Annotated in this window: 24 protein-coding genes; 6 read left to right on the top strand and 18 right to left on the bottom strand. The window is 45.9% G+C overall.

Features of this window, described 5'->3' with window-relative positions; genetic code table 11:
- Positions 1-45 precede the first annotated feature (45 nt).
- Positions 46-984 carry an ABC transporter permease subunit gene (locus ACIGBN_RS09535; protein ID WP_396665074.1) on the bottom strand — a complete coding sequence of 313 codons (939 nt, stop codon included), beginning with the start codon at positions 982-984 and terminating at the stop codon, positions 46-48.
- Position 985: 1 nt separating this feature from the next.
- Positions 986-1,831 carry a taurine ABC transporter ATP-binding protein gene (locus ACIGBN_RS09540; RefSeq protein WP_396665076.1) on the bottom strand — a complete coding sequence of 282 codons (846 nt, stop codon included), beginning with the start codon at positions 1,829-1,831 and terminating at the stop codon, positions 986-988.
- A 212-nt stretch (positions 1,832-2,043) separates the two neighbouring features.
- On the opposite strand from ACIGBN_RS09540, the gene ACIGBN_RS09545 reads away from it, so the two are divergent.
- Positions 2,044-3,540, top strand: coding sequence for a PLP-dependent aminotransferase family protein (locus ACIGBN_RS09545; protein WP_396665078.1), 1,497 nt, complete (start codon positions 2,044-2,046; stop codon positions 3,538-3,540).
- Between the two features lie 33 nt (positions 3,541-3,573).
- Here ACIGBN_RS09545 and arfB read toward each other — a convergent pair whose 3' ends face one another.
- The gene (arfB, locus tag ACIGBN_RS09550) at positions 3,574-3,987 is read right to left on the bottom strand and encodes an alternative ribosome rescue aminoacyl-tRNA hydrolase ArfB (RefSeq protein WP_396665080.1); all 414 of its coding nucleotides are present in this window, start codon (positions 3,985-3,987) and stop codon (positions 3,574-3,576) included.
- A gap of 139 nt (positions 3,988-4,126) precedes the next feature.
- On the opposite strand from arfB, the gene hisA reads away from it, so the two are divergent.
- Both hisA and ACIGBN_RS09560 read left to right on the top strand, forming a co-directional pair.
- Complete coding sequence (gene hisA / locus ACIGBN_RS09555; RefSeq protein ID WP_133001466.1) at positions 4,127-4,888, top strand: phosphoribosylformimino-5-aminoimidazole carboxamide ribotide isomerase; 762 nt, start codon at positions 4,127-4,129, stop codon at positions 4,886-4,888.
- 279 nt (positions 4,889-5,167) lie between these two features.
- Positions 5,168-5,896: a hypothetical protein gene (locus tag ACIGBN_RS09560; RefSeq protein ID WP_396665082.1), complete on the top strand. Its 729-nt coding sequence runs from the start codon at positions 5,168-5,170 to the stop codon at positions 5,894-5,896.
- Between the two features lie 90 nt (positions 5,897-5,986).
- Here the strand turns inward: ACIGBN_RS09560 and ACIGBN_RS09565 are convergent, their stop codons facing one another.
- Positions 5,987-6,490, bottom strand: a complete 504-nt coding sequence (locus ACIGBN_RS09565; RefSeq protein ID WP_133001468.1) for a hypothetical protein — start codon at positions 6,488-6,490, stop codon at positions 5,987-5,989.
- Between the two features lie 242 nt (positions 6,491-6,732).
- On the opposite strand from ACIGBN_RS09565, the gene ACIGBN_RS09570 reads away from it, so the two are divergent.
- A complete protein-coding gene (locus ACIGBN_RS09570) occupies positions 6,733-8,076 on the top strand; it encodes a sigma-54 interaction domain-containing protein (protein WP_396665084.1) in 1,344 nt (447 codons plus the stop codon).
- 67 nt (positions 8,077-8,143) lie between these two features.
- On the opposite strand, the gene ACIGBN_RS09575 is transcribed toward ACIGBN_RS09570, so the two are convergent.
- The 8 genes from ACIGBN_RS09575 to ACIGBN_RS09610 form a co-directional block, all read right to left on the bottom strand.
- Complete coding sequence (locus ACIGBN_RS09575) at positions 8,144-9,847, bottom strand: diacylglycerol kinase family protein (RefSeq protein ID WP_396665086.1); 1,704 nt, start codon at positions 9,845-9,847, stop codon at positions 8,144-8,146.
- A 164-nt stretch (positions 9,848-10,011) separates the two neighbouring features.
- The gene (locus ACIGBN_RS09580) at positions 10,012-10,281 is read right to left on the bottom strand and encodes a hypothetical protein (RefSeq protein WP_133001471.1); all 270 of its coding nucleotides are present in this window, start codon (positions 10,279-10,281) and stop codon (positions 10,012-10,014) included.
- A gap of 25 nt (positions 10,282-10,306) precedes the next feature.
- Positions 10,307-10,483: a DUF1328 family protein gene (locus ACIGBN_RS09585; RefSeq protein ID WP_133001472.1), complete on the bottom strand. Its 177-nt coding sequence runs from the start codon at positions 10,481-10,483 to the stop codon at positions 10,307-10,309.
- A gap of 338 nt (positions 10,484-10,821) precedes the next feature.
- Positions 10,822-11,631, bottom strand: a complete 810-nt coding sequence (locus ACIGBN_RS09590; RefSeq protein WP_133002087.1) for an ABC transporter permease subunit — start codon at positions 11,629-11,631, stop codon at positions 10,822-10,824.
- Positions 11,631-12,602, bottom strand: a complete 972-nt coding sequence (locus ACIGBN_RS09595; RefSeq protein ID WP_133001473.1) for an ABC transporter permease subunit — start codon at positions 12,600-12,602, stop codon at positions 11,631-11,633. The genes ACIGBN_RS09590 and ACIGBN_RS09595 overlap by 1 nt, the downstream gene beginning before the upstream one ends.
- Positions 12,599-13,753 carry an ABC transporter ATP-binding protein gene (locus ACIGBN_RS09600; RefSeq protein WP_396665089.1) on the bottom strand — a complete coding sequence of 385 codons (1,155 nt, stop codon included), beginning with the start codon at positions 13,751-13,753 and terminating at the stop codon, positions 12,599-12,601. The genes ACIGBN_RS09595 and ACIGBN_RS09600 overlap by 4 nt, the downstream gene beginning before the upstream one ends.
- 122 nt (positions 13,754-13,875) lie before the next feature.
- Complete coding sequence (locus ACIGBN_RS09605) at positions 13,876-14,970, bottom strand: extracellular solute-binding protein (protein ID WP_133001475.1); 1,095 nt, start codon at positions 14,968-14,970, stop codon at positions 13,876-13,878.
- A gap of 154 nt (positions 14,971-15,124) precedes the next feature.
- Positions 15,125-16,459, bottom strand: a complete 1,335-nt coding sequence (locus tag ACIGBN_RS09610; RefSeq protein WP_133001476.1) for a glutamine synthetase family protein — start codon at positions 16,457-16,459, stop codon at positions 15,125-15,127.
- Positions 16,460-16,690: 231 nt separating this feature from the next.
- Here ACIGBN_RS09610 and ACIGBN_RS09615 point away from each other — a divergent pair, with 231 nt between their 5' ends.
- Both ACIGBN_RS09615 and ACIGBN_RS09620 read left to right on the top strand, forming a co-directional pair.
- Complete coding sequence (locus ACIGBN_RS09615; protein WP_396665092.1) at positions 16,691-17,401, top strand: GntR family transcriptional regulator; 711 nt, start codon at positions 16,691-16,693, stop codon at positions 17,399-17,401.
- 115 nt (positions 17,402-17,516) lie between these two features.
- Positions 17,517-18,410 carry a response regulator transcription factor gene (locus tag ACIGBN_RS09620; RefSeq protein ID WP_396665094.1) on the top strand — a complete coding sequence of 298 codons (894 nt, stop codon included), beginning with the start codon at positions 17,517-17,519 and terminating at the stop codon, positions 18,408-18,410.
- A 71-nt stretch (positions 18,411-18,481) separates the two neighbouring features.
- Here the strand turns inward: ACIGBN_RS09620 and ACIGBN_RS09625 are convergent, their stop codons facing one another.
- The 6 genes from ACIGBN_RS09625 to ACIGBN_RS09650 form a co-directional block, all read right to left on the bottom strand.
- Positions 18,482-19,654, bottom strand: a complete 1,173-nt coding sequence (locus tag ACIGBN_RS09625; protein WP_396665096.1) for a cytochrome-c peroxidase — start codon at positions 19,652-19,654, stop codon at positions 18,482-18,484.
- Positions 19,651-20,565, bottom strand: a complete 915-nt coding sequence (locus tag ACIGBN_RS09630) for a sterol desaturase family protein (RefSeq protein ID WP_396665097.1) — start codon at positions 20,563-20,565, stop codon at positions 19,651-19,653. The genes ACIGBN_RS09625 and ACIGBN_RS09630 overlap by 4 nt, the downstream gene beginning before the upstream one ends.
- A complete protein-coding gene (locus ACIGBN_RS09635; protein WP_133001480.1) occupies positions 20,555-21,541 on the bottom strand; it encodes an imelysin family protein in 987 nt (328 codons plus the stop codon). Before ACIGBN_RS09635 ends, ACIGBN_RS09630 begins: the two co-directional genes overlap by 11 nt.
- Positions 21,538-22,899 (bottom strand): di-heme oxidoredictase family protein, encoded by a 1,362-nt coding sequence (locus tag ACIGBN_RS09640; RefSeq protein ID WP_396665100.1) that lies wholly within the window; start codon positions 22,897-22,899, stop codon positions 21,538-21,540. Before ACIGBN_RS09640 ends, ACIGBN_RS09635 begins: the two co-directional genes overlap by 4 nt.
- Before the next feature lie 158 nt (positions 22,900-23,057).
- The gene (locus tag ACIGBN_RS09645; RefSeq protein ID WP_207923304.1) at positions 23,058-24,386 is read right to left on the bottom strand and encodes an imelysin family protein; all 1,329 of its coding nucleotides are present in this window, start codon (positions 24,384-24,386) and stop codon (positions 23,058-23,060) included.
- Positions 24,387-24,465: 79 nt separating this feature from the next.
- Positions 24,466-25,341: an FTR1 family protein gene (locus ACIGBN_RS09650; RefSeq protein ID WP_396665102.1), complete on the bottom strand. Its 876-nt coding sequence runs from the start codon at positions 25,339-25,341 to the stop codon at positions 24,466-24,468.
- Between the last annotated feature and the right edge of the window lies 1 nt (position 25,342).

The raw sequence follows: 25,342 nt of genomic DNA on the forward strand, positions 1-25,342 counted from the left end.
TTAATGAATTATGTGTTTTCAACCTATAACTCAGTCGCCCTGTTATTAGTTATGACCTTTCCATGGAACAAGCTTTCTTTCCAAATAACGCATCAGTAGATCAAAGCAATACGCAATCACACCAATCACTATGATCCCAGCAATGACCACATCGGTACGTAAGAACTCAGACGCGTTTAACACCATAAAACCAATACCTCGTTGCGCCGCGACCATTTCTGCCGCCACCAAGGTTGTCCACCCAAAACCAATTGCGATGCGCATGCCTGTTAACACATCAGGTAACGCACCTTTCGCAATCACTTGGGTTATTACCTGCCAACGACTCGCCCCCATAGAGTAAGCCACTTGAATTTGCTCGATACGCACCGAGGTTACGCCAGCACGAGCGCTCAAAATAATCGGCGCGAGCATGGCCAGAAAGATCAACGTCATCTTGCTGCTTTCATCAATCCCCAACCAAATAATGATGAGCGGTAAGTAAGCCAATGGTGGTAATGGGCGATAGAACTCGATCAGTGGATCAAAAATACCGCGTAAGATGTAGCTGCAACCGATTAAAATCCCGAGCGGAATACCAATCAAACAGGCAAAGAAAAAGGCACCGAAAATTCGCGTCAAACTGGCCGATAAATGCTCTATTAGCGTCGCACCAGCAAACCCGTTATTGGCAATGTCGAGAAACTTTTGAAACACATCAAACGGCGACGGTAAGAACAAAGGATCAATAAACCCCATCTCGGTGACCAAAGCCCAAATGCCAATAAACAAAAGCGTCGACACGACAGAAATAAGGCGGCTGTCGCCTGCCCCAGGCGCGCCATAGAACTCACCACTTTTAATCGAAGGTTTGCTGATTTTCAATTTCGAATAAAGCATGAGTTTTTGTATTAATGGGGTGAACTCTTTGTTTGCTAAAACCGGTGCTTTCGACTCGTTTTTTGCATTTGTATCAGCTAAAGCTGTGGTTGATTTAATGTTCATATTAAGCCCCTTCTTGACCCGTTTCATCGCCATGAATGATCGATAGTATCTTTTCTCTTGTACTGATAAATGCTTCGCTAGATTTCACTTTACGAGCGTCACGACACGCCAAAAACTCTCTATTAAAGTTCAGATCAAACTGGTGAGTAATACGCCCTGGACGAGGTGACATCACAATCAGACGAGTGGCTAACAACAAGGCTTCATCCACACTGTGTGTGATGAAAAACATCATTTTATTGGTCTCTTGCCAGACATCTAATAACAGCTCTTGCAAGGACTCTCGTGTCAAAGCGTCTAGGGCTCCTAAAGGCTCATCAAGAAGTAGCATTTCTGGATTATTCGCCAACGCTCTGGCAATCCCCACACGCTGCTGCATGCCACCAGACAATTGATAAACGCGGTGATGATGAAAGTCTTCTAACCCCACCAGCTTTAGAAATTCTGCGGCTTTTTCACGACGCTCTTTTTTGCCAACACCTTGTAGCTTAAGACCAAATTCCGTGTTCTCAATCACATCAAGCCAAGGCAACAACGCGTGCTTTTGAAACACCACACCACGATCTGCTCCAGGACCAATCACTTCATCGCCCAGATCCAAACCACAAGCAATGCGTGGGTAGCCCTTTATTGAGCTATCACCCAATGTTAAATACCCTTTGCTAGGGGCAATAAATCCTGCAATCAAACTTAATAAAGTGGTTTTACCGCAACCTGAAGCGCCTAAGGCAACCACTAGGTCTCCTTGCTCTATCGTCAAATTGATATCAGACAGCGCTGTGACCGCTTCTCCCCCTTGAGAGGAAGGGTAAACTACCGATACATCCCGAATGTCTAATGTATTCATTTTTCCACTCCTGTTCTGCCTAACTCATCTCACGACGTGTAAGGCAATTCGTTAAATCTTGTTATTCAAGTTACTTATCTGACCTCCAAAGCCATAGAGCCAACCCACAAATTTTATGGTCCAGAGAAAAACATAAGAAAACATGGAGTATTTTTTGCATAAATGAACACTAGATTTTCAAGTCCTGTGCTAATTCGAGAAAGGTAATAACAATGACGGACTGTCTAATTAATGTTGAATTCCAACCTGGCAAAAGCTTTCAACAACAAATAAGAGAGAAACTCGTTGATTTAATTAAGAAAGATTATTTTGGCGAATCTAGTTTACCTTCCAGCCGTAAGATGGCTCAGCTGTTAGGCGTGTCCAGAAATACCGTTATGCTGGTGTACGAAGGCTTGGTTGATGAACGCTTTTTAATTTCTAAAGAGCGCAGTGGCTACTTTGTGAACCCGGAACTAGACGATCAACTCCCCGATACAGTGCACCTTTTAAAGAAGACGCCAGAAAGTGACCTAGGCTGGAGCAAAAGACTCAAAAAAATCCCCTCTTCTTTTAACACCTTGAACAAGGACAAAAATTGGATCACCTACTCATATCCATTTATTTACGGCCAAATAGAGCCCATGCACTTTCCGCTTTATCAATGGCGTGAATGCACTCGCATTGCGCAGAGTCGCGGGAATGTTCATGAGTGGATTGAAGACTATGTGGATGTGGACTCAAAGGCACTAATCAGCCAAATACGTCAAAATATTTTGCCCAAACGCGGCATCACCGCCAGTGCCGACCAGATACTTCTCACCATGGGCACGCAAAATTCGTTTTCTCTTTTGGCTGGTTTACTCACCAATGAAGACACCTTGGTTGGATTAGAAGACCCTGGCTATCCAGACCAACGCCATATTTTTCATGCCTCGCGTTCACAACTCACCTTTTTGCAACTCGATGATCAAGGCGTGGTCACAGGACCACAGCTTAGCCCCTGTGATTATGTTTGCGTGACCCCAAGCCATCAATACCCCACGACGGTCACCATGCCATTGGATAGGCGTATCGCACTATTAGAGCAAGCATCAACAGACGATTTCATCATTATCGAAGACGATTATGAAAGCGAAGTGAATTTCCATGAGCGCCCTTTGCCATCGTTAAAAAGCATGGATGATAAAGGCAGGGTTATTTACGCAGGCAGTTTATCAAAGTCTTTATCACCGGGACTTAGGTTAGGTTATTTAGTGGCGGACGCGGAATTAATCAAAGAACTCAGAGAGCTGCGTCGTTTGCAATATCGCCATCCGCCCGCTAACAACCAAACCGTGGCCGCGCTCTTTATTAGTCAGGGGTACTACGACAGCCATTTGCGCCGGATGAAAACCTTGTATGAAACAAAATGGGGACTGATGTCTCGTGGGTTGAAAAAACACTTAGCACAATGTGAGATAACAGAAACCCAAGGTAGCTTCTGCTTTTGGATAAAATTGCCCAGCCCCTTAAAAAGCTCAGACTTAGTTCGTTTAGCGTCTAATTACAGTATTTTAGTGGAATCGGGAGACAGCCTTTTTGCCCAAGCGCCTTCTCCACAGAATTACATACGACTGGGGTTCTCGGCGATACCTGAAGACAAAATAGAAAAAGGCCTTGAGGTGTTAGGCACACTCATTTTACAACTGCAAAAAGAATACCCTCGTCAGATATACGCAACGAATTAGCCCTTTAGGAGTAACTCGTCGACTTCGCGTTTGTTAATCCCAATTGCTTTTTCGTAAGCTTTTAATCTGACCTTTTTGTTTTTTCTTGTCGACGCGTTTCTTTTGTGAAGAGCGCGAAGGTTTGGTCGCTCGACGCGCTTTTTGCACTTTAATGGCGTCAAGAATAAGCGTTTTTAAGCGCGCTAAAGCATCCTCTCGGTTTAACTCTTGGGTTCTATGTTGCTGCGCCTTGATGACAATATCACCCTCTTTCGTTAGACGGCTGTCACTCAACGCCAGCAGACGTTCTTTATGGAAGTCAGGCAAGGAAGAGTTGGCAACATTAAAGCGCAAATGGATCGCCGATGAGACTTTGTTAACGTTTTGACCGCCCGCGCCTTGGGCTCGAATAGCTGTTAATTCAATTTCGTGATCGGGAATGGAAACAGCAATGGAAATTTGCAACATTGGGATAATTTTATAACTCGTCAGCTTAATCTGGCCAAGATTGTAACAGTCTTAGTCAGGCTTTGCTTTGATGGATCGTTTCAAGCTACATTATCAGTTACAATCCGTCTCTTGTCTCAGATTAAGTAGGGAGTTTTTCGTGACTCAGTTTCGTCCTTGTATTGATTTACACCAAGGCAAAGTTAAGCAAATCGTCGGCGGCAGCCTCAATGACAAAGGCGCCAAAGAAAACTTTATTAGTGATTACGACGCAGCGCATTATGCCGCCCTATACCGTGAACACAATTTAACTGGCGGTCATGTTATTGCATTGGGGAAAGGCAATCATAACGAAGCGATCAGCGCGCTAAAAACCTACCCAAATGGTCTTCAATTTGGCGGTGGCGTAACCGCACGCAATGCACAAAGCTATCTTGAAGCCGGCGCATCACACGTTATTGTTACATCGTATTTGTTTGAAAACGGTGAATTCTCTTGGGATCGTCTCGATAAAGTAAAACGTGAAACAGGCGTAGATCGCTTGGTTCTTGATCTCAGCTGCCGCCGTACTGCCAATGGCTGGTACATTGCCACTGATCGTTGGCAAACCATTACCTCCACAGAAGTGAATAGTGCCAACCTTATTGAACTTGCTGACCATTGCGATGAGTTTCTGATTCATGCGGCCGATGTCGAAGGTTTACAAAGTGGTATTGATGAAGAGCTGGTGACACTGCTTGGCCAAGGTTGTCCGGTTGCCGTGACTTACGCTGGCGGCGCGCGCTCGTTAGACGATTTAAAACGCGTCAATCAACTCTCTAATGGCAAGGTAGATCTGACCATTGGCAGCGCGCTTGATATCTTCGGCGGACAAGGAATTACCTTAGACGAATGCATCCTTTGGAATCAGACTAAAGCCTAACCTTTTTTGCTTCTATGATGCCGACATGACTCGTTCAAGATGCCTTCAATCACCACACCAATGAAGGCATCTTAATTCATCAAGTGCTTAATTTAAGGGCATTTCAGTCAGAGACAAACCGACAAAACCTTCAAACAAACATTTGCTTCTTCAGACAGTCCTTTTACAGTTCTTTTGATAGTATTGACGCAGATGATTCGAGCACGAGATCTCGACATCACCGGGTCCATGCCGCATACTAGCTGCACTTATTTTTATATCTAATCTTAGGATTATTCAATGTCGCTATTCCGTGCAGGCTTTTTACTTTTGCCGCTTTTCATCAGTGCATGCTCCTTACCTATTTTGCACAAAACAACGCCATCAGAGACTGAACAAACAACACATCAAGCAAGCTCAAAAGAGCAAGCCGTTACGTCTTCACAAACAAGTGGTGAGCGTTCGCAAGCCCTGCTTGAGACACTTGACGAGGAAATGAAACAAGCCGCAGCTCATCATTCAGAGCTTCTGGCTCGCTCTGGGACAGCGCCCAGCATTCCATCCATAGACAAAGAGTGTATGACCACACAGCTGCTTACCTCTGAAGCCATTCAACAACTGCGTGCTTACAACGATCAGACCAGTGAGCAACTTATGGCCATCGACAGCCGCGTAGAGCAACGTAAAAAAGCCGCCTTACCAGGAGACATCATTCAAATATTGGTGTCTAAAACGAACATCACACTGGCCGATTCCAGCTTTGTCACACAACCGTTAATAGGCCAATGGGTTCGCGGCGAAAGTCGAGTTATCCGCTTGAAAGATGGTTTATTATTCGACGCTCAACACTCTGAAGATCTGCGCATCACTTACTCAGAAAGCTATCAGTTGTTGGTCAATGATAAGGTGATCAGTATTGTTAATCCTAACAACGAGAAAAGCCATGCCACATTTGACGTTGATACCAGCGAAAACAATGGCACCATTATCGGCTCTTTAGATTACCGCCAAGTAACTGGCAGCCACTAACGCATCATTGCCCCTCGCAATGCGCTGTTATAACAAACATGGTTAGCAACACGGCTACGGCAAGAACGAAGCACATCCAGCGTGCTTCGTTTAATGCTGACTCAGCTGTTCTCGGTTCCCACAACCTGGTTCTAGGGTTAGCATGGCGGAACGCTGCTGCTGAACATGATCCAACGTCATTTGAATCCACGCTAGGTACTGGCTAATCCAACTGGCAAAGAGACGGTCGCTAATTCGCTCCACCATCCTTCTGATTCTTTTTAGCGCTTGGCGATTTACACTCATGACTCGACTTGGTGCATGTTTGTCAGAGGACTTTAAAGCCATCAAATACGCCTTCGCAATGTAACCTGCCTCTAAATTCATCGTACCACTGTCTTTCGGCAATGGTGCTAAGCTTACCAACAAGCTGTCACATAGCGTTCGATACTGAGTAGACACCCGCTGGAAAAAATGCTGCTCTGCCGTATTGGTCGCGCGCTTATAGAGATTGGAATTGGCAACACTGCCATCGAAACTAATAGAAAGAATATCAACCATCAGTCGCGAGTCGGCGTCACAATAGGCCTTGGTATTATTGTTACTCGGTTGCATGATTTATCCCCTCTCGATATGGCGTGTTTTGTGTAAATAACCTATAAAACGAATCTGTTTACTGAAAAGTCTCTTACAAAGGCTATGCCAACTTAGCCAACCTGTGATGTTATAGGAGCTAACCTAGCAATTTGATGTTTCAACTGGGTGAAAACTGGATGAAAACAGGAAGAAATTACACGTTATCTTGTCAGCCTTACACAGCGTAAGATGATTCAACAGGATTCTTAAGGAGAGCTAACATGCCATCACCAAAGCTTTTTATACACACTCGTGATCCATCATTAGCCTCTGCTCTATTGTCTTTAGACAGCGTTCGACAATTTGAGCTAATGATAAGTAACCAAGCTGAATGCTGGTTAGAACAACTAACACACTCGCAATGTCAGGTCGCCATAATTGAAGTTGACGGCGTAGAAAAAGCCTCTTTCCTCGCCTTGCAAAATAGCGAATTATTGAACTGCATTGAATTTTCATTTTTCAGCCAAGGCAAACCCGACACCTTGTTGGATGAGCTGATGCATAAAGGGGCTGGGTTCCATTATCGCGCACCCTTTAATTACTCATTAATCGAAGCCTCGTTACGAGAGTCTTTTATCGAACTCAGTGATAGCAAAAGCAGCGCATTAAGCAACACCAGTAATTTAGACCAGTTTGGTCAATTAGTGGGCTCTTCCCTCGCTATGCACTCTTTGTACCGCACCATTCGCAAAGTCGCCGCCACCAAAACCAACGCCTTTATTATTGGCGAAAGCGGCTCTGGTAAAGAGCTAGTGGCCAACACATTGCATATCTTTAGCGAGCGCTCTGAAGCGCCATTTGTCGCCATCAACTGCGGCGCCTTAAGCCCAGAACTTATTGACAGTGAATTGTTTGGTCACGTAAAAGGCTCTTTTACTGGCGCCTACAAGGACCATGAAGGGGTTTTTGAACAAGCCGAAGGAGGCACTCTGTTTCTAGACGAAATCACCGAGATGCCTTACGAACATCAGGTAAAATTACTGCGGGTACTAGAGAGCGGGGAATACAAACCCGTTGGAGGACAAAACGTCAAAATCGCAGATGTGCGTATCATTGCGGCGACCAACCGCTGCCTTAGCGATGCAATCAAAGAGGAAACCTTCCGAGAAGATCTGTATTTTCGATTGGCTCAATTCCCTATTAGCGTTCCGCCACTGCGAGACCGTGAAGAAGACGCTAGCGGCCTAGCGCAACACTTCTTGGCGTATCGTAATGCCCAAGATAACACCCATAAAAGCCTCTCAAAAAGCACCCTTGATAAAATACAAAGCTATTCTTGGCCTGGTAATGTGCGCGAATTAAAGCACACCATTGAACGCGCCTGCATACTGGCAAATGATGTGATTAAGCCAGAACATTTGATTATCAATAGCCTAGGAGACGATGACCAAGCCGATGACAGTCAAAAAGTGCCCGTCGGTATGCGCCTCGATGACATCGAAAAAATTGCCATCACCGAAACCTTAAAAGAAAACGCGGGCAATAAAACAGATACCGCTCAACAGCTCGGCATCAGTGTGAAAACGCTTTATAACAAACTGGACAAATACGACAACTCTAATTAACCAACCTTCGATGTACTATGGCGAGTCTCCGTCTGCTCAGTAGATCAGGAGACCGCAGAGAAAGTACTCATTGCGCTGTTTTTTGAGCCTCTTTGGTGCCAGAGTTTTCTTTTAGCGCATTGTTTAAAGCAGACTCAGGCACCACCACATTCAGTGAATTTGGATTGACCTTAATATTAATCGTATCAGCCTCTCGCTCCTCGCCGTCAATCACATAGCGCCCTACCTGACTAATATCGACGGTGACTTGTCGAGCCGCACGATGGAACACCCCTGACTCTCGCGCCTCTTCGTCATGCTCTGACCCATTATCAGCGTTGGCATCCCCTAACCCTAACAAAGCCAATTCCGCCAAATTCAACAATTGAAAACGATGTGGATCAAGCCAGGTTAAATCCAACTCACCGTCCATAATATTTGGCATTCCCCTACCTTGCGCCAACAAGGTAGTGATGGGAGCGGCATTGGCTATTGTGAGACTCGGTGTCTTAATCATAAACGTCTCTTCATCGTCTAATGACACCTGAAACTCATGCACATCATTTTGGCTGATGGCTTCTCGTAAACCTTGTAAATAAGCAAGTTGCCCACTGGTGTTTTTCTTCTCACGGTCCGCTTTTTCAATCATTTGTTGTTCAAAGCCCACACCAACCATAAGCAGCATTAGCTCACCATTGCACTCGGCGGTATCAATTTTTTGCTCACACCCTTCCACTAAATTAATGCACGCGGTTTCCACTGGCGCCACTTTGGACAAGACGCCGCACAACACATGGCTCAACGCATTTGCGGTACCAAAAGGAATGATACCCAGCTTGATATCACTGCCCACCAGCGCGCTCGCCACTTCCGCCACGGTACCGTCTCCTCCGCAAGCAATAACAAGGTCTGGAGAAGCGTTTACCGCCTCTTTGGCATAAACCGTCCCATTATTCTCAGGGGACGTTATTTTCACAGTCACATCATAATAGGCACTCAGATAACGCAAAATAAACGCTTTTTCAGCTTCCCATTGGCGCTTTCCTGCAACGGGGTTAGCAATCAGCCAAGCGGTATTACGCACCGTGAGTAAACCATTTTTATGGGCGCGCTTTAGCGCCTTAAACTGACGTTTATTCAGGCGTGCCGTTTGACGAATGGTGCGAATTTTTTCCATCACGTCGTCGGGTGAGCAGTTTGGATTTTGGCTCAATAAATACGCCGCCATAACAAAAACCGAACGTCCGCGACCTAACGCACAATGAATCATCACCGAACGGCCTGTTTTTCGATGTGTGTGTATCCAGTTTAAGGCTTTGTATATTTGCACGTTAGAGGGCGTCGAATGATCCAACACAGGAATATTTAGATAATCCACATGCTGTTGACTGGACACCCAATTCAACGAAGTAAATTCAGCGGTCACATCAAGGATCGCCGCTATATTCTCACTTTTAAGGTGATGCACATCAGAAGGGAAAAGACGACGGGCAAGGTACAAACCTTCGTCGATTTTTTGCAAGGCTGGCACGGTATCACGGCTACGTTGCCAAGAATTGTACAGCTGAGTCGTCCATAGGAAAGGATGAAATACCCAGCGGATATACACGGGCACACTGCCGTCGGAGCGTTTTCGAAAAATGGTGGGGTTGTTTAATAAATACGCCAAGCTGACAGCCAGATAGGACAAGGTAAACCACGCCAATGCCAACTTAAAATAGACGTTAGAAGTCAATGTTGTCAGCAGTGCTAACACCACTGTGATGTAGAAATAATATTGTGGCTGAAACAAAGGCACGCCTCCTCGTCACTCTACTAAAACTCAACTCATCTTAATAAACTAACATCATCCAGAAAACCAACACTGTCCTCAAAAGCAACGCTATTCAATCAACATAGCACTTACTTTGCCCAGAAATCTATACGAGATCTGGGCAAAGTAATAAAACGCTGTGACTAGCAATCTGTGTCTTCGGCGTTCACGCCTTCTTTGGCTTTCTCACAGGTATCTTCAATTGCGTTACCCATATCCGTCGCCTGATCTGAAATCGCATCACCTGCGTCATCCATAGCGTCACCGGCTTTGTCCATGGTCTGCTCAACCTGATCACCCACTTTTGAAGCCGTGTCATCTGCACTGTTTGATGTTTCGTCATTACACGCTGCCAATGAACCAGCAACGACCATAACCAATGCGCTTTTTAGTAATACACGTTTCATATTCATAAAGATAATCTCCATTCAGTTTAGATTATTTTCTTGGTGATTTGCCACGTAGGGCGTTCGCAACCAAAGAAATCAGTAGTAAAACAATAAAAATGAAAAAGATGATTTTAGCGATCCCTGCCGCTGCGCCTGCAATACCAGTAAAGCCCAGTACAGCGGCAACCAATGCAATCATTAGAAAGATAACGGTCCAAACCAACATGCTATTCTCCTTAACGTATTTTCATCGTTTTCATTGTCTTCCCTAATGGTATTGCGAAGGTCGTGCCAGTTTGTAAAGAAGATAGTAAACCACTGATTTTTAAGGCGTTTTTATTTGATAGTGATTTTTAAGCGCGCTTTTTTAAAGGCTAAACAAGAAATTCTTACAAAGTCGGCAGGTAATCGTTTCCGTCGGATAAATGTAAAGACGCAAATAATGTGACCGCACGGCAAAGAGTTGGTAACACACAGGCAATAAAAAACCCTTCAAATGAAGGGTTTGGGGGAAACCTAAAAAGAACACAGCACTAACCTACTAAGCGACTCGAGGTTAGAGACTTACGGTTGCTGAAACTTTGTTTGTCGGCGCATGATCACAATCGCCGCGATCACCGCAATGGACACTGCCAGAATCATCAAGGTTGCCAAGGCATTCACCTCAGGGGTTACGCCTAAGCGCACCTTAGAGAAAATAACCATCGGCAATGTGCTGTTACCAGGACCCGATACGAAACTTGCGATGACCAGATCATCTAGCGACAAGGTAAAAGACAACAACCAGCCCGAAATAATCGCAGGGGCAATCAATGGCAAGGTCACCAAGAAGAACAAGGTGCCAGGTTTGGCCCCCAGATCCATTGCCGCCTCTTCTAAGGTTTCATCCATCGACGACAAGCGCGATTGCACAACCACAGCCACATAAGCGAGGCAGAAGGTCGTGTGAGCAATGATAATGGTAATTTCACCACGCCCAGCAGGCCAACCAAAGAGACTTTCCATGGCCACAAACAACAGCAACAAGGACAAACCGGTGATAACTTCAGGCATCACCAAAGGAGCGGTTACCCAACCACCTAAAATGGTTTTGCCGCGAAATGGCCCCATACGACTTAACACAAAGCCTGCCATGGTCCCTAAAACGGCCGCCAATGTGGCGCTAATAATGGCGATTTTAAAGCTTAGCAGTGCTGCGTCCATAATCTGATCATTTTGGAACAAAGAGCTGTACCACTTTAGTGACCAGCCTCCCCACACGGTCACCAGCTTAGATTCATTAAAGCTGTAGATAATTAGAGATAATATTGGCGCATACAAAAAGAGAAAGCCAAATAAAGCAGAACCTTTAAGAAACCAAGAACGTCGCTTCATCACACATCCTCCTGCTTGTTACGGCTACGCATAAACATAATGGGGCCGACCAATACAATTAACATGACGATCGCGACCGCAGATGCCATCGGCCAATCACGGTTTAAGAAGAACTCGTCCCACAGCACTCGACCTATCATCAGAGTATCTGAACCACCTAACAAAGACGGAATAACGAATTCACCGACCGCCGGAATAAACACCAACAAACAGCCTGCAACAATCCCTGGCATTGCCAAAGGTAAGGTCACAAGAAAGAAGGTTTGATAAGGTTTGGCGCCTAAATCTTCTGAGGCTTCCAACAAGGTCAAATCCATTTTTTCCAACGTGGTGTAAAGCGGTAGCACCATAAAAGGAAGGTAGGTGTAGACAATCCCGATGTACACAGCAAAGTCGGTTTGTAGCATGGTTATAGGATGGTCAATCAACCCTGTGCTCATCAAAAAGTCATTGATTACACCGTTTTTCTTGAGCAAGCCAATCCAGGCATACACCCGCAATAAGAAAGAAGTCCAAAAAGGCAGAATGACCAAAGACAACAACAAAGTACGCATTGTTGGCTGACTACGGGCAATCATGTAGGCAATGGGAAACCCTAAGATCAAGGTGAATACCGTCGACACCGCGGCAATGCGGATAGAGCTTAAATAAGCGTCTAAGTAAAAGTCATTCTGGAACAAAAACAAATAGTTACTAAATGACGCTTTGATCGAGAGGTAGGCCTCTTCTGGGTTCCAATCAAACATCGCAGAATAAGGTGGAATCGCAATCGCCGCATCGGACAATGAAATCTTAAACACCACCAAGAAGGGGATGAAGAAGAAAATCCCCAACCATAAAGAAGGAATAGTAATCACCGCTCCACGACCAATATTAATGGTTCTCAAGCGGTTCCATAATCGCGATAAACGACTCGCCTTTCCTGGCGTGACAGGCCTTGGTGTTTGCTGAGGAGAGGCTGGATTATTCATGATATTAATACCACGCTGCTGTCAGCATCCCATGATAAATAAACCGTCTCATCCCAGGTTAATCGGTCGCCCATATCGCGGGCAAAGTTTGGTTGCGTGATACGCACTTCTTTGCCACTGGCCAAACGCACCTTGAAGATAGACTGGCTTCCCATGTAGGCGATTTCAGCGATCACACCACAAGTAGAGTTTGTTTCCTCAACGGGTTTTTCACGCGATATGCGAATTTTTTCAGGGCGTATTGCCGCGTAAACCGTTTGATTTGGAGTGCAGCTAATACCATGATCCGCTCGAATCATACTATTTGTGTCTGGACAGTGAATCGTTACGCTGTCTCTTTCGTCACCCATGACGGTGCCTTCGAACAAGTTTACATTACCAATAAACTCCGCCACAAAACGGCTATTTGGGTATTCATACACTTGATGCGGCTCGTCTATCTGCGTGATGATGCCTTGATCCATCACACCGATTCGGGTGGCCAATGTCATCGCTTCTTCTTGGTCATGGGTTACCACAACAAAGGTCACACCTAACTCATCTTGGATATTAATCAATTCAAACTGAGTTTCTTCTCTGAGTTTTTTATCCAATGCGCCTAATGGCTCATCCAATAGCAACAACTTAGGACGCTTCACCAAGGAACGAGCTAGCGCAACACGTTGACGCTGGCCGCCAGACAGCATATGCGGCTTACGTTTTGCTAAATGTCCCATTTGCACCATATCAAGCATGTCGGCAACACGTTTTTTCACTTCACTCGATTTGATGCCTTCACGGCGTAAACCAAACGCCACGTTTGCTTCTACCGATAGGTGCGGAAACAAGGCATAAGATTGAAACATCATATTAACCGGGCGTTCCCATGGCTGAATGTTTGCCATATCAACACCATCGATCAAAATTCGACCGCTGGTCGGCTGTTCAAAACCCGCCAGCATTCGCAACAAAGTACTTTTACCGGAACCAGAACCACCTAAAAGACAAAACAGTTCGTTTTTATAAATGTCCAATGACACCGAATTCACGGCGGTAAAATCGCCAAATTGCTTGGTTAATTGATCAATTTGAACAAAAGGCTGCGCACCTTCTTCACGCCAAGAGGGAACGGCAATGGATTTTGGCTGAGCCAAGGTTGAAGTCGTAGACATACTCTACCCTTTTCTAAATACATCACGGGGGGAAAGACTGAGCGATTCCATATAGAGAACAAAGTCACCCCAGATTAAAGCTGTAGACCCACTAAATCGAGATGACTTAGTGGGCCCAGTTTCTAGCGGCCTGTCTTAATATTTGACCAAGCTCGAGTTAAAGAACGGTCAAATTTAGGCGTGTGTGCCACTTGAATGAAGAGCTTATCTTTCACCGCTTGTATTGGATAGATGCCTTTGTTTTCAGAGATTTCTGCATCTAACATAGGCGTTGCTGCCGTGTTCGGTACCGCGTAAAACACATAGTTGGACAAGGACGCAGCGACATCACCGCGTAGAATGTAGTTGATGTATTGCATTGCCGCTTCAGGATGAGGCGCATCCGCTGGAATGGCCATTAAATCAAACCACAGCAAGGTCCCTTCTTTAGGAATTGAGAAGCTGATGTTGACCCCTTGTCCTGCTTCTGCAGCACGATCTTTGGCTTGTAAAAGGTCGCCGTTATACCCTAATGCAACACAAATATCGCCATTCGCTAAATCGGAAATGTATTGACTAGAATGGAAGTATTTGTAGTACGGACGCGCCTCTGCAAGTACTTTGGCGCTGGCTTTTAGGTCACTCATGCTTTCTGAATTTGGGTCTTCGCCAATGTAATTATTAACAATCGACATGACTTCCGCAGGCGAGTCCAACACGGCAATACCACAGTCTTGTAATTTGGCCGCCACTTCAGGTTTTAGCAGCATGTCCAAAGAATCTAGTTGGAAATCTTCACCTAGACGCGCTTTCACCATGTCTACGTTATAACCTATACCGACGGTTCCCCAAGCATAAGGCACGTTGTGCTTATTGCCTTCATCGTGACGGGCTACTTTGCCGGCCAATTGCTGATCGATATTTTTGTAGTTCGACAACTTACTTTTATCGATTGCTTGATACGCACCAGCCTTCACTTGGCGCTCGAAAAAAGAGTTAGAAGGAAACACTAAGTCATAACCTGATGAGCCTGCCATCAATTTTGCTTCTAGTGCTTCGTTACTGTCGTATACATCATAATTCACCTTGATACCGGTCTCTTTCTCAAAATTCGCAACGGTATCTGGCGAGACGTAATCAGACCAATTATAAATATTCAGGACCTTATCTTCTGCCACAACGCTACCAGAGATAACGGCAGCGCAAACGGCTGATAAGCAAGCATGACTAATTTTCATTCTGTGTTCCCCTTGGATTATAAATCCCGTGATAAATGACATTCTTTTGTGTTTTCTTAATGCCCTCATTGGGGCATTTTTATTGTATTGCTTGTTATAATTTTATTGCTTCTAACGGAACTTTCTTGTGATGGTTTCTCGCTCTACTCTTTCGCTATAAATAGGCTTCGTACTCAACATCCGAAATACGCCCATAAATTCTTTCTTGCTCTTGCGCTTTGACCGCACTAAATACTTTTACGAACGCATCGCCCAAATAATCGCGCATGAAACGGCTTTCTTTGAAAACCTCGGTCGCCGCTTCCCAGCGGTTTGGCAATATTGGGAAATCGTCACTGACCGAGTAAGCATCGCCTTCGATTGGTGCTGGCGGCTCAAGCCCTCGCTCAATACCATCCAATGCACCGCCTAATACCGCAGCCAACACCAAGTAAGGGTTAGCATCAGCGCCTGCTACGCGATGTTCAATACGACGAGCAACCGTTGGGCTTTCAGGAATACGTACCGCAACAGTACGGTTCTCATAACCCCAGCTTGCAAACGTTGGCGCATGGGCCCCATTTTGAAAACGGCGATAAGAGTTAAGGTGTGGCGCCAATACCAACATACTGTCAGCCATATTAGCCAACAAGCCAGCCACTGCGTGCTTCAATAAAGGTGTCCCTTCTTCGCCACCATTATCAAAGACATTGACGCCGTCTTTATCGAGCAAGCTAAAGTGAACATGGAAACCATTACCGCTTTTTTGAGCGTATGGTTTCGCCATAAAGGTCGCACCGTATTCATAATTGCGCGCTACGCCTTTTACCAAACGCTTAAACATATTGGCATGATCGGCGGCCAGCATGGCGTCGTCTACGTGCTTCATGTTGATTTCAAATTGGCCGGGGCCTAATTCTGAAATAATGGTGTCAGCAGGAATGCCTTGCACTTCACACGCACTTCGAACATCCGCAAAAAAGTTCGATAAGCCATCCATTTCTTCAATTGAATAGCAATCCGTGTCCGTCAATCGACGACCATTGCCTTCTGTCATTAACGGCTCTTCTGGGCGTTGTTTTGCTTCAGATTCGCCATCTAATAGATAAAACTCTAATTCGGTTGCCACTACTGGGGTATAGCCAAGCGCTTTAAATCGTTCAACAATATTGGCTAAAATTTGGCGTGGATCAGGAAAGAAAGGTGTGCCGTCTGGGTTGTACATCATGGCAAGAATTTGGTCTCGCGGAGATTCAGACCAAGGAACCGGTATCGGTGTTGGATGAACGGGCAAACAAACGCCATCACTGTCACCCGTTTCAAACACTAAACCATTTTCTAAAACATCATCGCCCCAGTTATCAAAACCGATAACGGATTGAGGAAGTTTCACACCGTCTTTTAAAACCCCTTTCAAACCAGACGCCGGAATGCGTTTGCCTCGTAAGTTGCCATTTAAATCGGTAATAAAAAGATCGAATTCTTTATTGCTTGTTCCATGATCCGGCATAACCAGTACTCTCGTGATAATTTGTGTTACTTATTGTGTTATTTGCTCTAAAACGTCCAACCTCTTTTGTGATCACAAAAGAAATTTATATAATTTTCGATAATCTTTGATTTTTCTTTTGAGCCGTATTATCAATATGAGCTAATCCATATTGTGATCAAACAATGACAGCCAGTTTTTTGCAAGAAAAAGGACGCTTTAACTCTATAATTTTTAGAAAAGGGCATTTAATTGAACAATCCTTCACCTTTAGACATTACCTTAACCGACAGAAAGGACGGTGTAACTATCACCGAGTGGGTATATGAAGTATTACGCAATGCGGTTATGAGCGGTCAGATCCTGCCCGGAAGAAGCCTTACTATCCGCGAATTGGCTGCAGTACTTAATGTAAGCTCGATGCCAATACGAGAGGCGTTAAAAAAGCTTGGCACGGAGCGTGCGTTAGAAGTCAGGGAGAATCGCCGTATAATGGTGCCGAAAATGACGGCTATGAAGTTCAATGAATTGTGTGATACGCGGATTGCACTTGAGTCCCACGCGGCAGTCCGTGCCCTACCTTACATGACGGATACCCTATTAGAAGAGCTGAAAACGCTGGATTTAGCGATTGATCACGCTCGTGCTATGAAAAACGCTGAAGCGACCATTCAGAGCAACCAAGCTTTTCATCGCCGCCTTTACTCTGCTAACCCTCATCAGGTAAGCCTGCCATTGATCGAAAGCTTATGGTTACAACTCGGGCCCTTCTTACGCCTTGCCAACAGCCAGCTAGAAGAACACTACATTGTTGATCGCCACCAAGAAGCCCTCTTAGCGATAAAAAACAAAGATACCTTAGCGCTGCAACTGGCCATCGCAGCAGACATTAGAGAAGGGATTGCTTTCGCTGGCACTCCAGAATTATTACATCAATTTATCGAAGCATCCTCTAATTCTTAAAAGTTAAGATCAAACCGAATAAAAACTCAGCTTACTTTTTCAGCTTTTCGGCTAAAAGACAAAACGCCTTGGTAATTTGAGCCGCTGATTAATTATTGGCGACCGAGGAAAGAAGATGATAAATTGCATTTTTGTGATCACAAAAATCACTGTGCAATTAAAGCCGATGACTAAGATGAGGAAAACGTCCATGGTGGCCAGCAAAGCAAATACTGAGTTAATATCTCCTGAGACGTTTAAAGAACTTGCCATTCTAGTCAACCACTTACGTGTCCCCAGCTTTCCAAACATGCTCGAAAACTTCCTAAGTGGACTTTGTCATTTTGACACCATTATTATGGTGACTTACAAAAAATCCTTTAAACCCATTATCCTTCACCCTAAAAACCGCTCAGAACACAGCCCTACACTGAATATGTACATTAATCAGGCGTACATACTCGATCCTTTATTTAACAGCATCCAACAAGGCACTACGCCCAATATTAGTCGCTTGGCGGATATGGCGCCTGATTCCTTTGAAGACACTGAGTATTACCAAACCTGCTATAAAAAATTTGACCTAGTGGACGAGATAAACCTAACGATTGCACTGGACGACAGCACCACATGCGCCATCTCTTTAGGCCGAAAAAGGCTCATGGGGTCAATCAAACGTGGCGAAATGATCAAGCTCAAAGCCGTTTACCCTCTTTTAGAAGCCTTAATCAAACAGTTCTGGCTCGCACAGTCTCGCGACTACCTAGAATACGTGCCTTCCCATGGTCCCATTCAATATGCGTTGAAAACCTTTGCTTGTGGGGTGTTAACCCAAAGGGAGCAGGAAATACTGGGATTAATCCTTCGTGGCCACTCTTCCAAAGCCATTGCCGAAACGCTTGGCATTAGTGCGGGAACGGTAAAAGTACACAGAAAAAACATCCATGCGCGCCTCGATACCTCAACACAATCTGAGATATTTACGCTGTTTTTGAATCACTTAGATGAGATGGACAAGGACAGAAATTAAGAAGGGAAAGAACAACATTGGTGGCTTACTCGCCACCAATGTCACTCATAGACAAAGCCATCAATACGAACTTATTTCGCCGCCGCTTGCTCTTGAGCTTTAAGCAGAGGCTCATAACGCTTATCCGTTAGCGTTTTCATAAAGGCAACCAAGGCATCAATCTTACGCTCCGATAAGGCATGCGCCTTTAGATCTTCTTTGTCGACGGTTCCTGGTACTTCAGGAGCACGCCAAGGCTTGCCTGTTTCTGGGTTAATTGAACGCTTCGGGTTGTTATAATGATCGTAGAATTCCACCACGGTACGCAAATTTTTGAACACGCCGTTGTGCATATAAGGCGCCGTTACCGCCACATTTCGTAACGATGGATTCTTGAATTTACCGTCGTATTTCGGATCTGTGACCGCTGGATTGTCCAACAAACCATGATCAATAAAATCGGCTTTTAAATGCCCTAACGCCAGCAAAGCTGTGTTAGCAGGAACACCAATATTGCGGTATTGGTGATTGGTAAAAGGCTCTTTCTCACTGTCTTCTGTTTTCAAGCGGTGGCAGCTGTTGCAGTTGACATTATTGTTAGAGAAAAAGAGTGTCCGACCTAAATCCTCCAATACCGTAAGCTGATATTCCCCTTTCAGGAATCGATCGTATTTGCTGTCGTAACTGCTAAACGCTGCGGTGCTTTCAAACGCTTGCAGCGCCTTACCAAAGGCCGCATACGCAGGGGCAACGGCCCCCTCTTTCAATGCTTGATTGGCAAACACATTGGCACCATAAAGACGGGTGAAAGTCGCATGATAAAGTGGGTTTTGCTGTAGTTTTTTAACCACCTGCTCTTCATTCGATAAGCCCATTTCTACTGGATTCAATGGTGGGCCTAATGCTTGATCTGCCAATGAATTGGCCCGCCCATCCCAAAACTGTCCACCAACGTATTCTTTTAGCGCTTCATCAAAATGGAAATCAGGGGAAGTGCTTGCGTAAGCGGCCATCGGCGTATTGCGCGACCCCAGAGCATGCCCATCGTCGCCCAATGAGACAAAGCCATTGGCGCGAGTAAGACGGTGGTCCGTAAAACCTTGATCAGGCGCATGACAGGTTGCACACGACATAGTGCCGTTCACAGAGAAGACAGGATCGAAAAACAGCACCTGCCCTAATTGTGCTTCAGTGAGACCTTCGCCCGCCACGACTTGGCTACTAATAAGCGATACGGCAACCAGAAAAACAAAATTCTTAATCATTTTAATGTCCGTCGGATACTTGAATAAATACTAAAAAATGGCTGCATTAAGAGCTTTCGCACACTGTCAAAGTGCCGTCTCTTACCGTCACCCAAACCAAAGCTACGATCATCGGGCGCTTCTCTAGACACTTTAAGCGTGCCAAACAAGCCATCCCATATGGCTAGCGCACTGCCAAAGTTATGTCGCATATGGCGCCTTTGATGATGGACTTGATGTTGTGCTGGCGAAATCAATACACGCTCTAACCAGCGCCCATAGCCTAAACGAATATGGCTATGGCGTAGGTTTCCTGTAAAAGCAAACAAGCTCACGATGAACAAGTTGCCGCCCAACACCGTATACAGATTGACCCGAGCACCGAAACAGAAAATAAACACCCCAGTTACCATGCCAGCAACCACCGCATGACGCAGTGCAAAGAGGATATTTTCCAGCGGGTGCAATCGATAAAAAGTCAGTGGGTTCAACGCTTCAGCGCTATGATGAACCTGATGGATTTTCCATAACCAAGGATTACTGTGCATCCAGCGGTGCAAGGCATAGCGACTTAAGTCTTCCAGCACAAACAGACTCAAGGTATAAAGCAACACAATGTCTCGGTAGTACCAAGGCAGAAACAGAGGGTCGGCAACCGCATTCAAGGCACTTAACGTCCATAACGCCACCGTCTGTCCCGACAGTAACACCGGCAAAATCAGCAGTGTCTTGATCAACCAATTAACCAAGAAATAGCGATAGTCTAATCTCGCATCAAGACTCCACCAATATCGTTTTAGCTGTACCCAAGACAAGGTATTACCCTGCCTTACGTACCACACCAATGCGATGATGGCGCTGACCAATAAATAGCCCCAAAAGACCCGCTCACTGCCGTTTAAAAAAGCCTCTAACGGTGAACTAATCGCCATCAGCGTCGATCAGAGTCGCGGTCACACCGATACTGCCAACCAATTGACGGTAAAAGGCTTTCTGTAAATCCAACAAGCCTTGAAACAAAGGAATCATGTCACCTGTGTTGTAATTGTGCTCCGCCGGTGCGCCTTGATACGCCACCCAAGAAGCCGTGAGCGCCTCTTGAACCGCAGCCATGCCTTCCTCGCCGTGTTTTGCATACACTATGGTGGCGACATTCGGCTGCTGATCGTCAGCAAGAAGCTGCTTATTGGTTTCTAAAATCGCGCCAATAAAGCCCCATGACGCTTTGCTGTAAGGGTATTGTTGATGCTCAGGCTTTGGTTGACCCAGTGTGGCCTTCGTCAAACCACTGATTTGCGCAATGCGCCAATCACGGGTTTTATAAATGTTTTCGATTTCTGCGTTGATCAACAAAGACAAGGCTTTATCGTGATCATCAAGGAAGTCGGCACGGTGCTCTTGGTAACCATCACGCACCTGAGTCAAGCGCTTACAAACGTTCGAACTAATGACCTCGGCCATTTCTTTGCGACGCTCTGTCCAAGGGCCGCTGAACATAACATCGTCCAATGCGCCCAAGGTTTTATAAGAGTTTTTATACAAGGCTTTGGAGGCGGCAAGATCCCCCTTCATGATGCGACCTAGGCTTTCATGAATGTCTTCTTTGCCCATGTGGAAATAATCCACCATCAAGGGATAGTCCATCGCGTCCATGTCATACGCACCTAGAATATAGCTCGCCTGTACACGCCCCCAACCTTCTGTCAGTTGCGCAAAAGCCTGATGCCGCTGCTCACTCGATGGGTTGTCTAGTGCCTGTTTTAGATCTCCACAATAGGTCACCGCATTGTTCGCGTTCGCCTGAATAACAGTGTCATAAATAACCGCATAAGGGTCTTGTTCTGCCGCTTGGCTCAGCGCAGGAGCGCCCAGCAGTAGCATGAGTGACAGACCAGTAAAAGCTTTCATAGTTGCTCCAGAAAATGTAGCAAGGCCGCACGCTGAGCGCGACCCAGTTCAATAAATGTCGATTTGGCGGCTTGTGCCTCACCACCATGCCAGAGAATCGCTTCTTCTGGCGTTGCTGCCCGAGCATCGTGCAAAAAGCGCTCTCCTGCACGAACACGACCACCTATCCCCCACAAAGGGGCGGTACGATACTCGCGCTCACTGGCCAAAAACTCCGGCCGTCCATCTTTTAGCGATGCACCCATGTCATGAAGCAACAGGTCGCTGTAGGGGTGAAAGACTTGGCCTTTCTCGGTCGTTAATGTTGACCGATGGCAACCGCCACACCCCGCCTCATGAAAGAGCTTTTGCCCTTTTTGAGCTTCCTCATCCAGAGCAACAGGTTGTGGCACTTTATGGCCACGAATGTAGGCAGCTATGGCTTGTAATCGGAACTCAGGAAGATCCAAAAGGCCATGGGGTGATTGCCGTCCCCGGGGCGCTGCTAAGCAATCCAACTGCGCAGGTTGACACAACTCTTCAGGGTAAGCTGGGTTGGTTAAACCAAGGTCATGGGCTGCCGCATTGGCGGATTGGTTGACAATACTAGCTTCCGACGCCTTCCAATTAAAGCGTCCCAATACTTTTTGTTGCTGTTCTGGTGAATTTAACCAATTCGGGCGCCCACTAATACCATCTCCATTGCGATCTGATGGGTCCGCCCAGGCTAAAATCTCACTCTCTGGCACTTGCTCCAGTAAGCCCAAGCCAACCAACGCGGGAGGCTGGCGTAAGGAAATTACCGTATCATCCGCTAACGGGCCATAAGCCAATTGATCTAAATAAGGGTCAAATTTAGACAAGAGAATGGTTTGCCCATCTGGGTAGGTAAAAGGCAGCGATTCAATGCGCAAACGAGTGCGCGCTTCAGGTAGCACTTTGCCATTACCGTTAATGGCGACCTGCACCCCATACACTGGGTCCGGCACGCTGTCGTGCGCCGGTGCATCGATATTGTTTAACTGCCAACGTAACCCATGCTTACTTGGCTGGGTCAATTTAAACACCAGCGAGCGCAACGGCTGCCCATCTTTACTGAGGGTCGGCGCACCACCGCTGTCCACATGACAACTGGTACAGGTATTGGCATTGAAATGAGGGCCTAAACCATCACGTGCCGTTGTGGCACTGGGGGCCTCCACCCAAGGAATAGAAAAAAAGGAGCGACCGAGAATAAACTGATCGTATTCAGCGTCTGTCATGTTTCGCGGTTGCGAAAAAGGCTTGCTGCTTTTTGAATTAGTAAACAACTCGCTATCAGCAGTACCAGACATTTCAATCGCGGCGCTGTGAACCAAACTAGGCCATATTAGAAACACAAAAGCGCCTCGAAAAATCCTTTTCGCGACGCGTCGACCGTTACTTTTCATAGTTCTCTATTTTGACTAGTTCGCACCCATTAAAAAAGAAAGACACGTTACCTTATTTCACACTATAAGGTAACGTGCTCCTATCCGCTTATTGCCTATTGCTTGACTTAGATCTGAGTTTCTTCAGCGTCTGTTACATCATTCGTAGTCAATGAAATACCGTAAGCGTTCGCAACATTCACCATTTGGTCACCCAAACGACGTAGTTCATTTTTCAAGGTAACAATGTTCTGTACGCTGGCTTCGTTTTCTGGGTGAATCTGGTAATCAAAATGCATCGTTGTTGTCGCCAATTTGTTGATCTTAGCGATGCGCATTTCAATGTCAGCCATCAATGCTTTGATCTTCGCTTGCTCTTCAGTTGGCAAGTTGTCAAAGAAAGCAGGTCCGACTTTTTTGCCTTTGTACTCGCCCATCAAGACGTTTTTGATGCCTTGGTAGTTCAAGTCAATGTCACGGTGAGTATTGTCAGAGAAACAAGAATGCTCATCTTCTTCACTTGGCGTTAATACGGCTACCGCAATACGCTCATTGGCCAATTCAGATTTAGAGAACACGCCCATTGCAGAGAAAATCTGTTTCAAAGACGTCGCTGTTGCGATGTTTTTGTCTTTTTCAGCGCCCGTCAATTGATCCAATAAAGCGGCACGGTAAAGGCCGTTATTGCCGATCACCTTGGTATTCCACGCGCTAGACACTTTGGCTAGGTCGTAAACCAACTTGTCTGTTGCCGCTCTTAGGTAATCCAAGCGACGTTGCTTCAATTTGTCTGTTGTAAAATCAGACAATGGACGCTGGCCTGCGGTCATTGGGCCGTGCGTGATCTTGTCTTCGATCATGTTGTTGTAGTCTTGATCTTGGCCCCACAACAAAAATTCAATGGCGTGGTAACCACTTGCTACGTTGGCGTCACCGCCATTTTCGTTTAATTCAGTGAGCACTTCAGGGGTGATCTTGGCCACATTTACTGGCTCTGCGTCTTCACCACCTGGAGTAAATACCCCTTTCGTATCAATGATATTGCCACTGGTACGCTGGTAGTTTGCGTCTTCCGTGTAGTCGATTAGGTTTTCATCCAACGGCCAAGCGTTGATCTGACCTTCTAATCCACCGTAAGCTTCTGCTACCCAGCCATCTTCTGCATCGATAGGGCCGTTAGATAGACGGAAAATTTCTGTTGTTCCGTAGCTTTCACGAGAGGCTAACCAAGCATTTTTTGCGGCTTGTAAGGTTTCTGCTGTTGGGTTTTTCGCAAAGGTATCAATCGCGACTTTAAGGGCTTTCGCACCTTCTAATGCGTCTTGATAGTTCGCTGTCGCAATCGTTGCATAAGTGTTCAAGGTGGCACGTTGCACACTCTGAGAGACGGCAGACATCGCTGGCAAAGAAAAGCTAAGTGTAGCGCCTACGATGAGGGTATTTAGAATCGTTCTCACTATTATTTACTCCTAATGTGTTTTTTTTAAAATAGCGGATCTACCCTAATGCTAGGGCAAACCCTGATCATCCATTGTATTAATGCGTTTCTGTTGCCGTTTCTAATCTCTGTGTGCGCTGTGGTCGCCCACGCAATTGCCATCTAAGTACCAAGAGTACCAACGCCCAATAAATGGCAACCATAACCAAATCCCAACCAATAGGCTGTGAGCGATAAGCAAAAAGCGACGCCAACAAACCACCAAATACAGAACTGTCACTCAGCACACCAGACACATCCCATACTGTGCTGTACAGCCAAGCAGGTAAATCTGTTGCCGCCAGTGGACCACCTAATAATTTGCCCGCGGCGGTTAAAAAGAGGGCTGAGCCCAAGAAAAGCAACATGGTTTCCGTGACTCGGAAAAACCATTTCCAAGAAATGTATTTGCCGCCAATTTGCAGCAAGAAGAACAGAATCATTGCCAGCGCCAAACCAATGGCCGCCGCCACAAAGAAGTTCACATAGGAGCCAAACGAGTCCAGCTGCAACAAGGAGCCATAAAGAAACATAACGGTTTCAGAACCTTCACGCCCAACCGCGATCATCGCCAGGAAGAACACTCCCCACCAGTTGGAGGATTTGGCGCTTTCTTCTAGCCCACTTTCAAGGTCTTTTTTCATCGTGCGGCCATGGGCACGCATCCACATCACCATCTGCACAATCAATGCACTGGCAAACGTCAGCATGCCGATTTCAAACCAATCGCGACCAGCTCCACCTAAAATATCGGTCACTCCGATCAAAGTAAGCGTCAGCAAACCCGCCAGAGCAAACCCGCCTAATATCCCAGCCAACAACCAAATTTTTCCTTGTCGCGCGTCTGGGCGGCCATTCATCCAGGCGTATAAAATTCCTATCACTAAGAGCGCTTCCACACTCTCACGACAAACAACAAAAATAATCTGTCCCATT

The organism is Marinomonas sp. NPDC078689 (genome assembly GCF_044542435.1).
GTDB lineage: Bacteria > Pseudomonadota > Gammaproteobacteria > Pseudomonadales > Marinomonadaceae > Marinomonas > Marinomonas arenicola.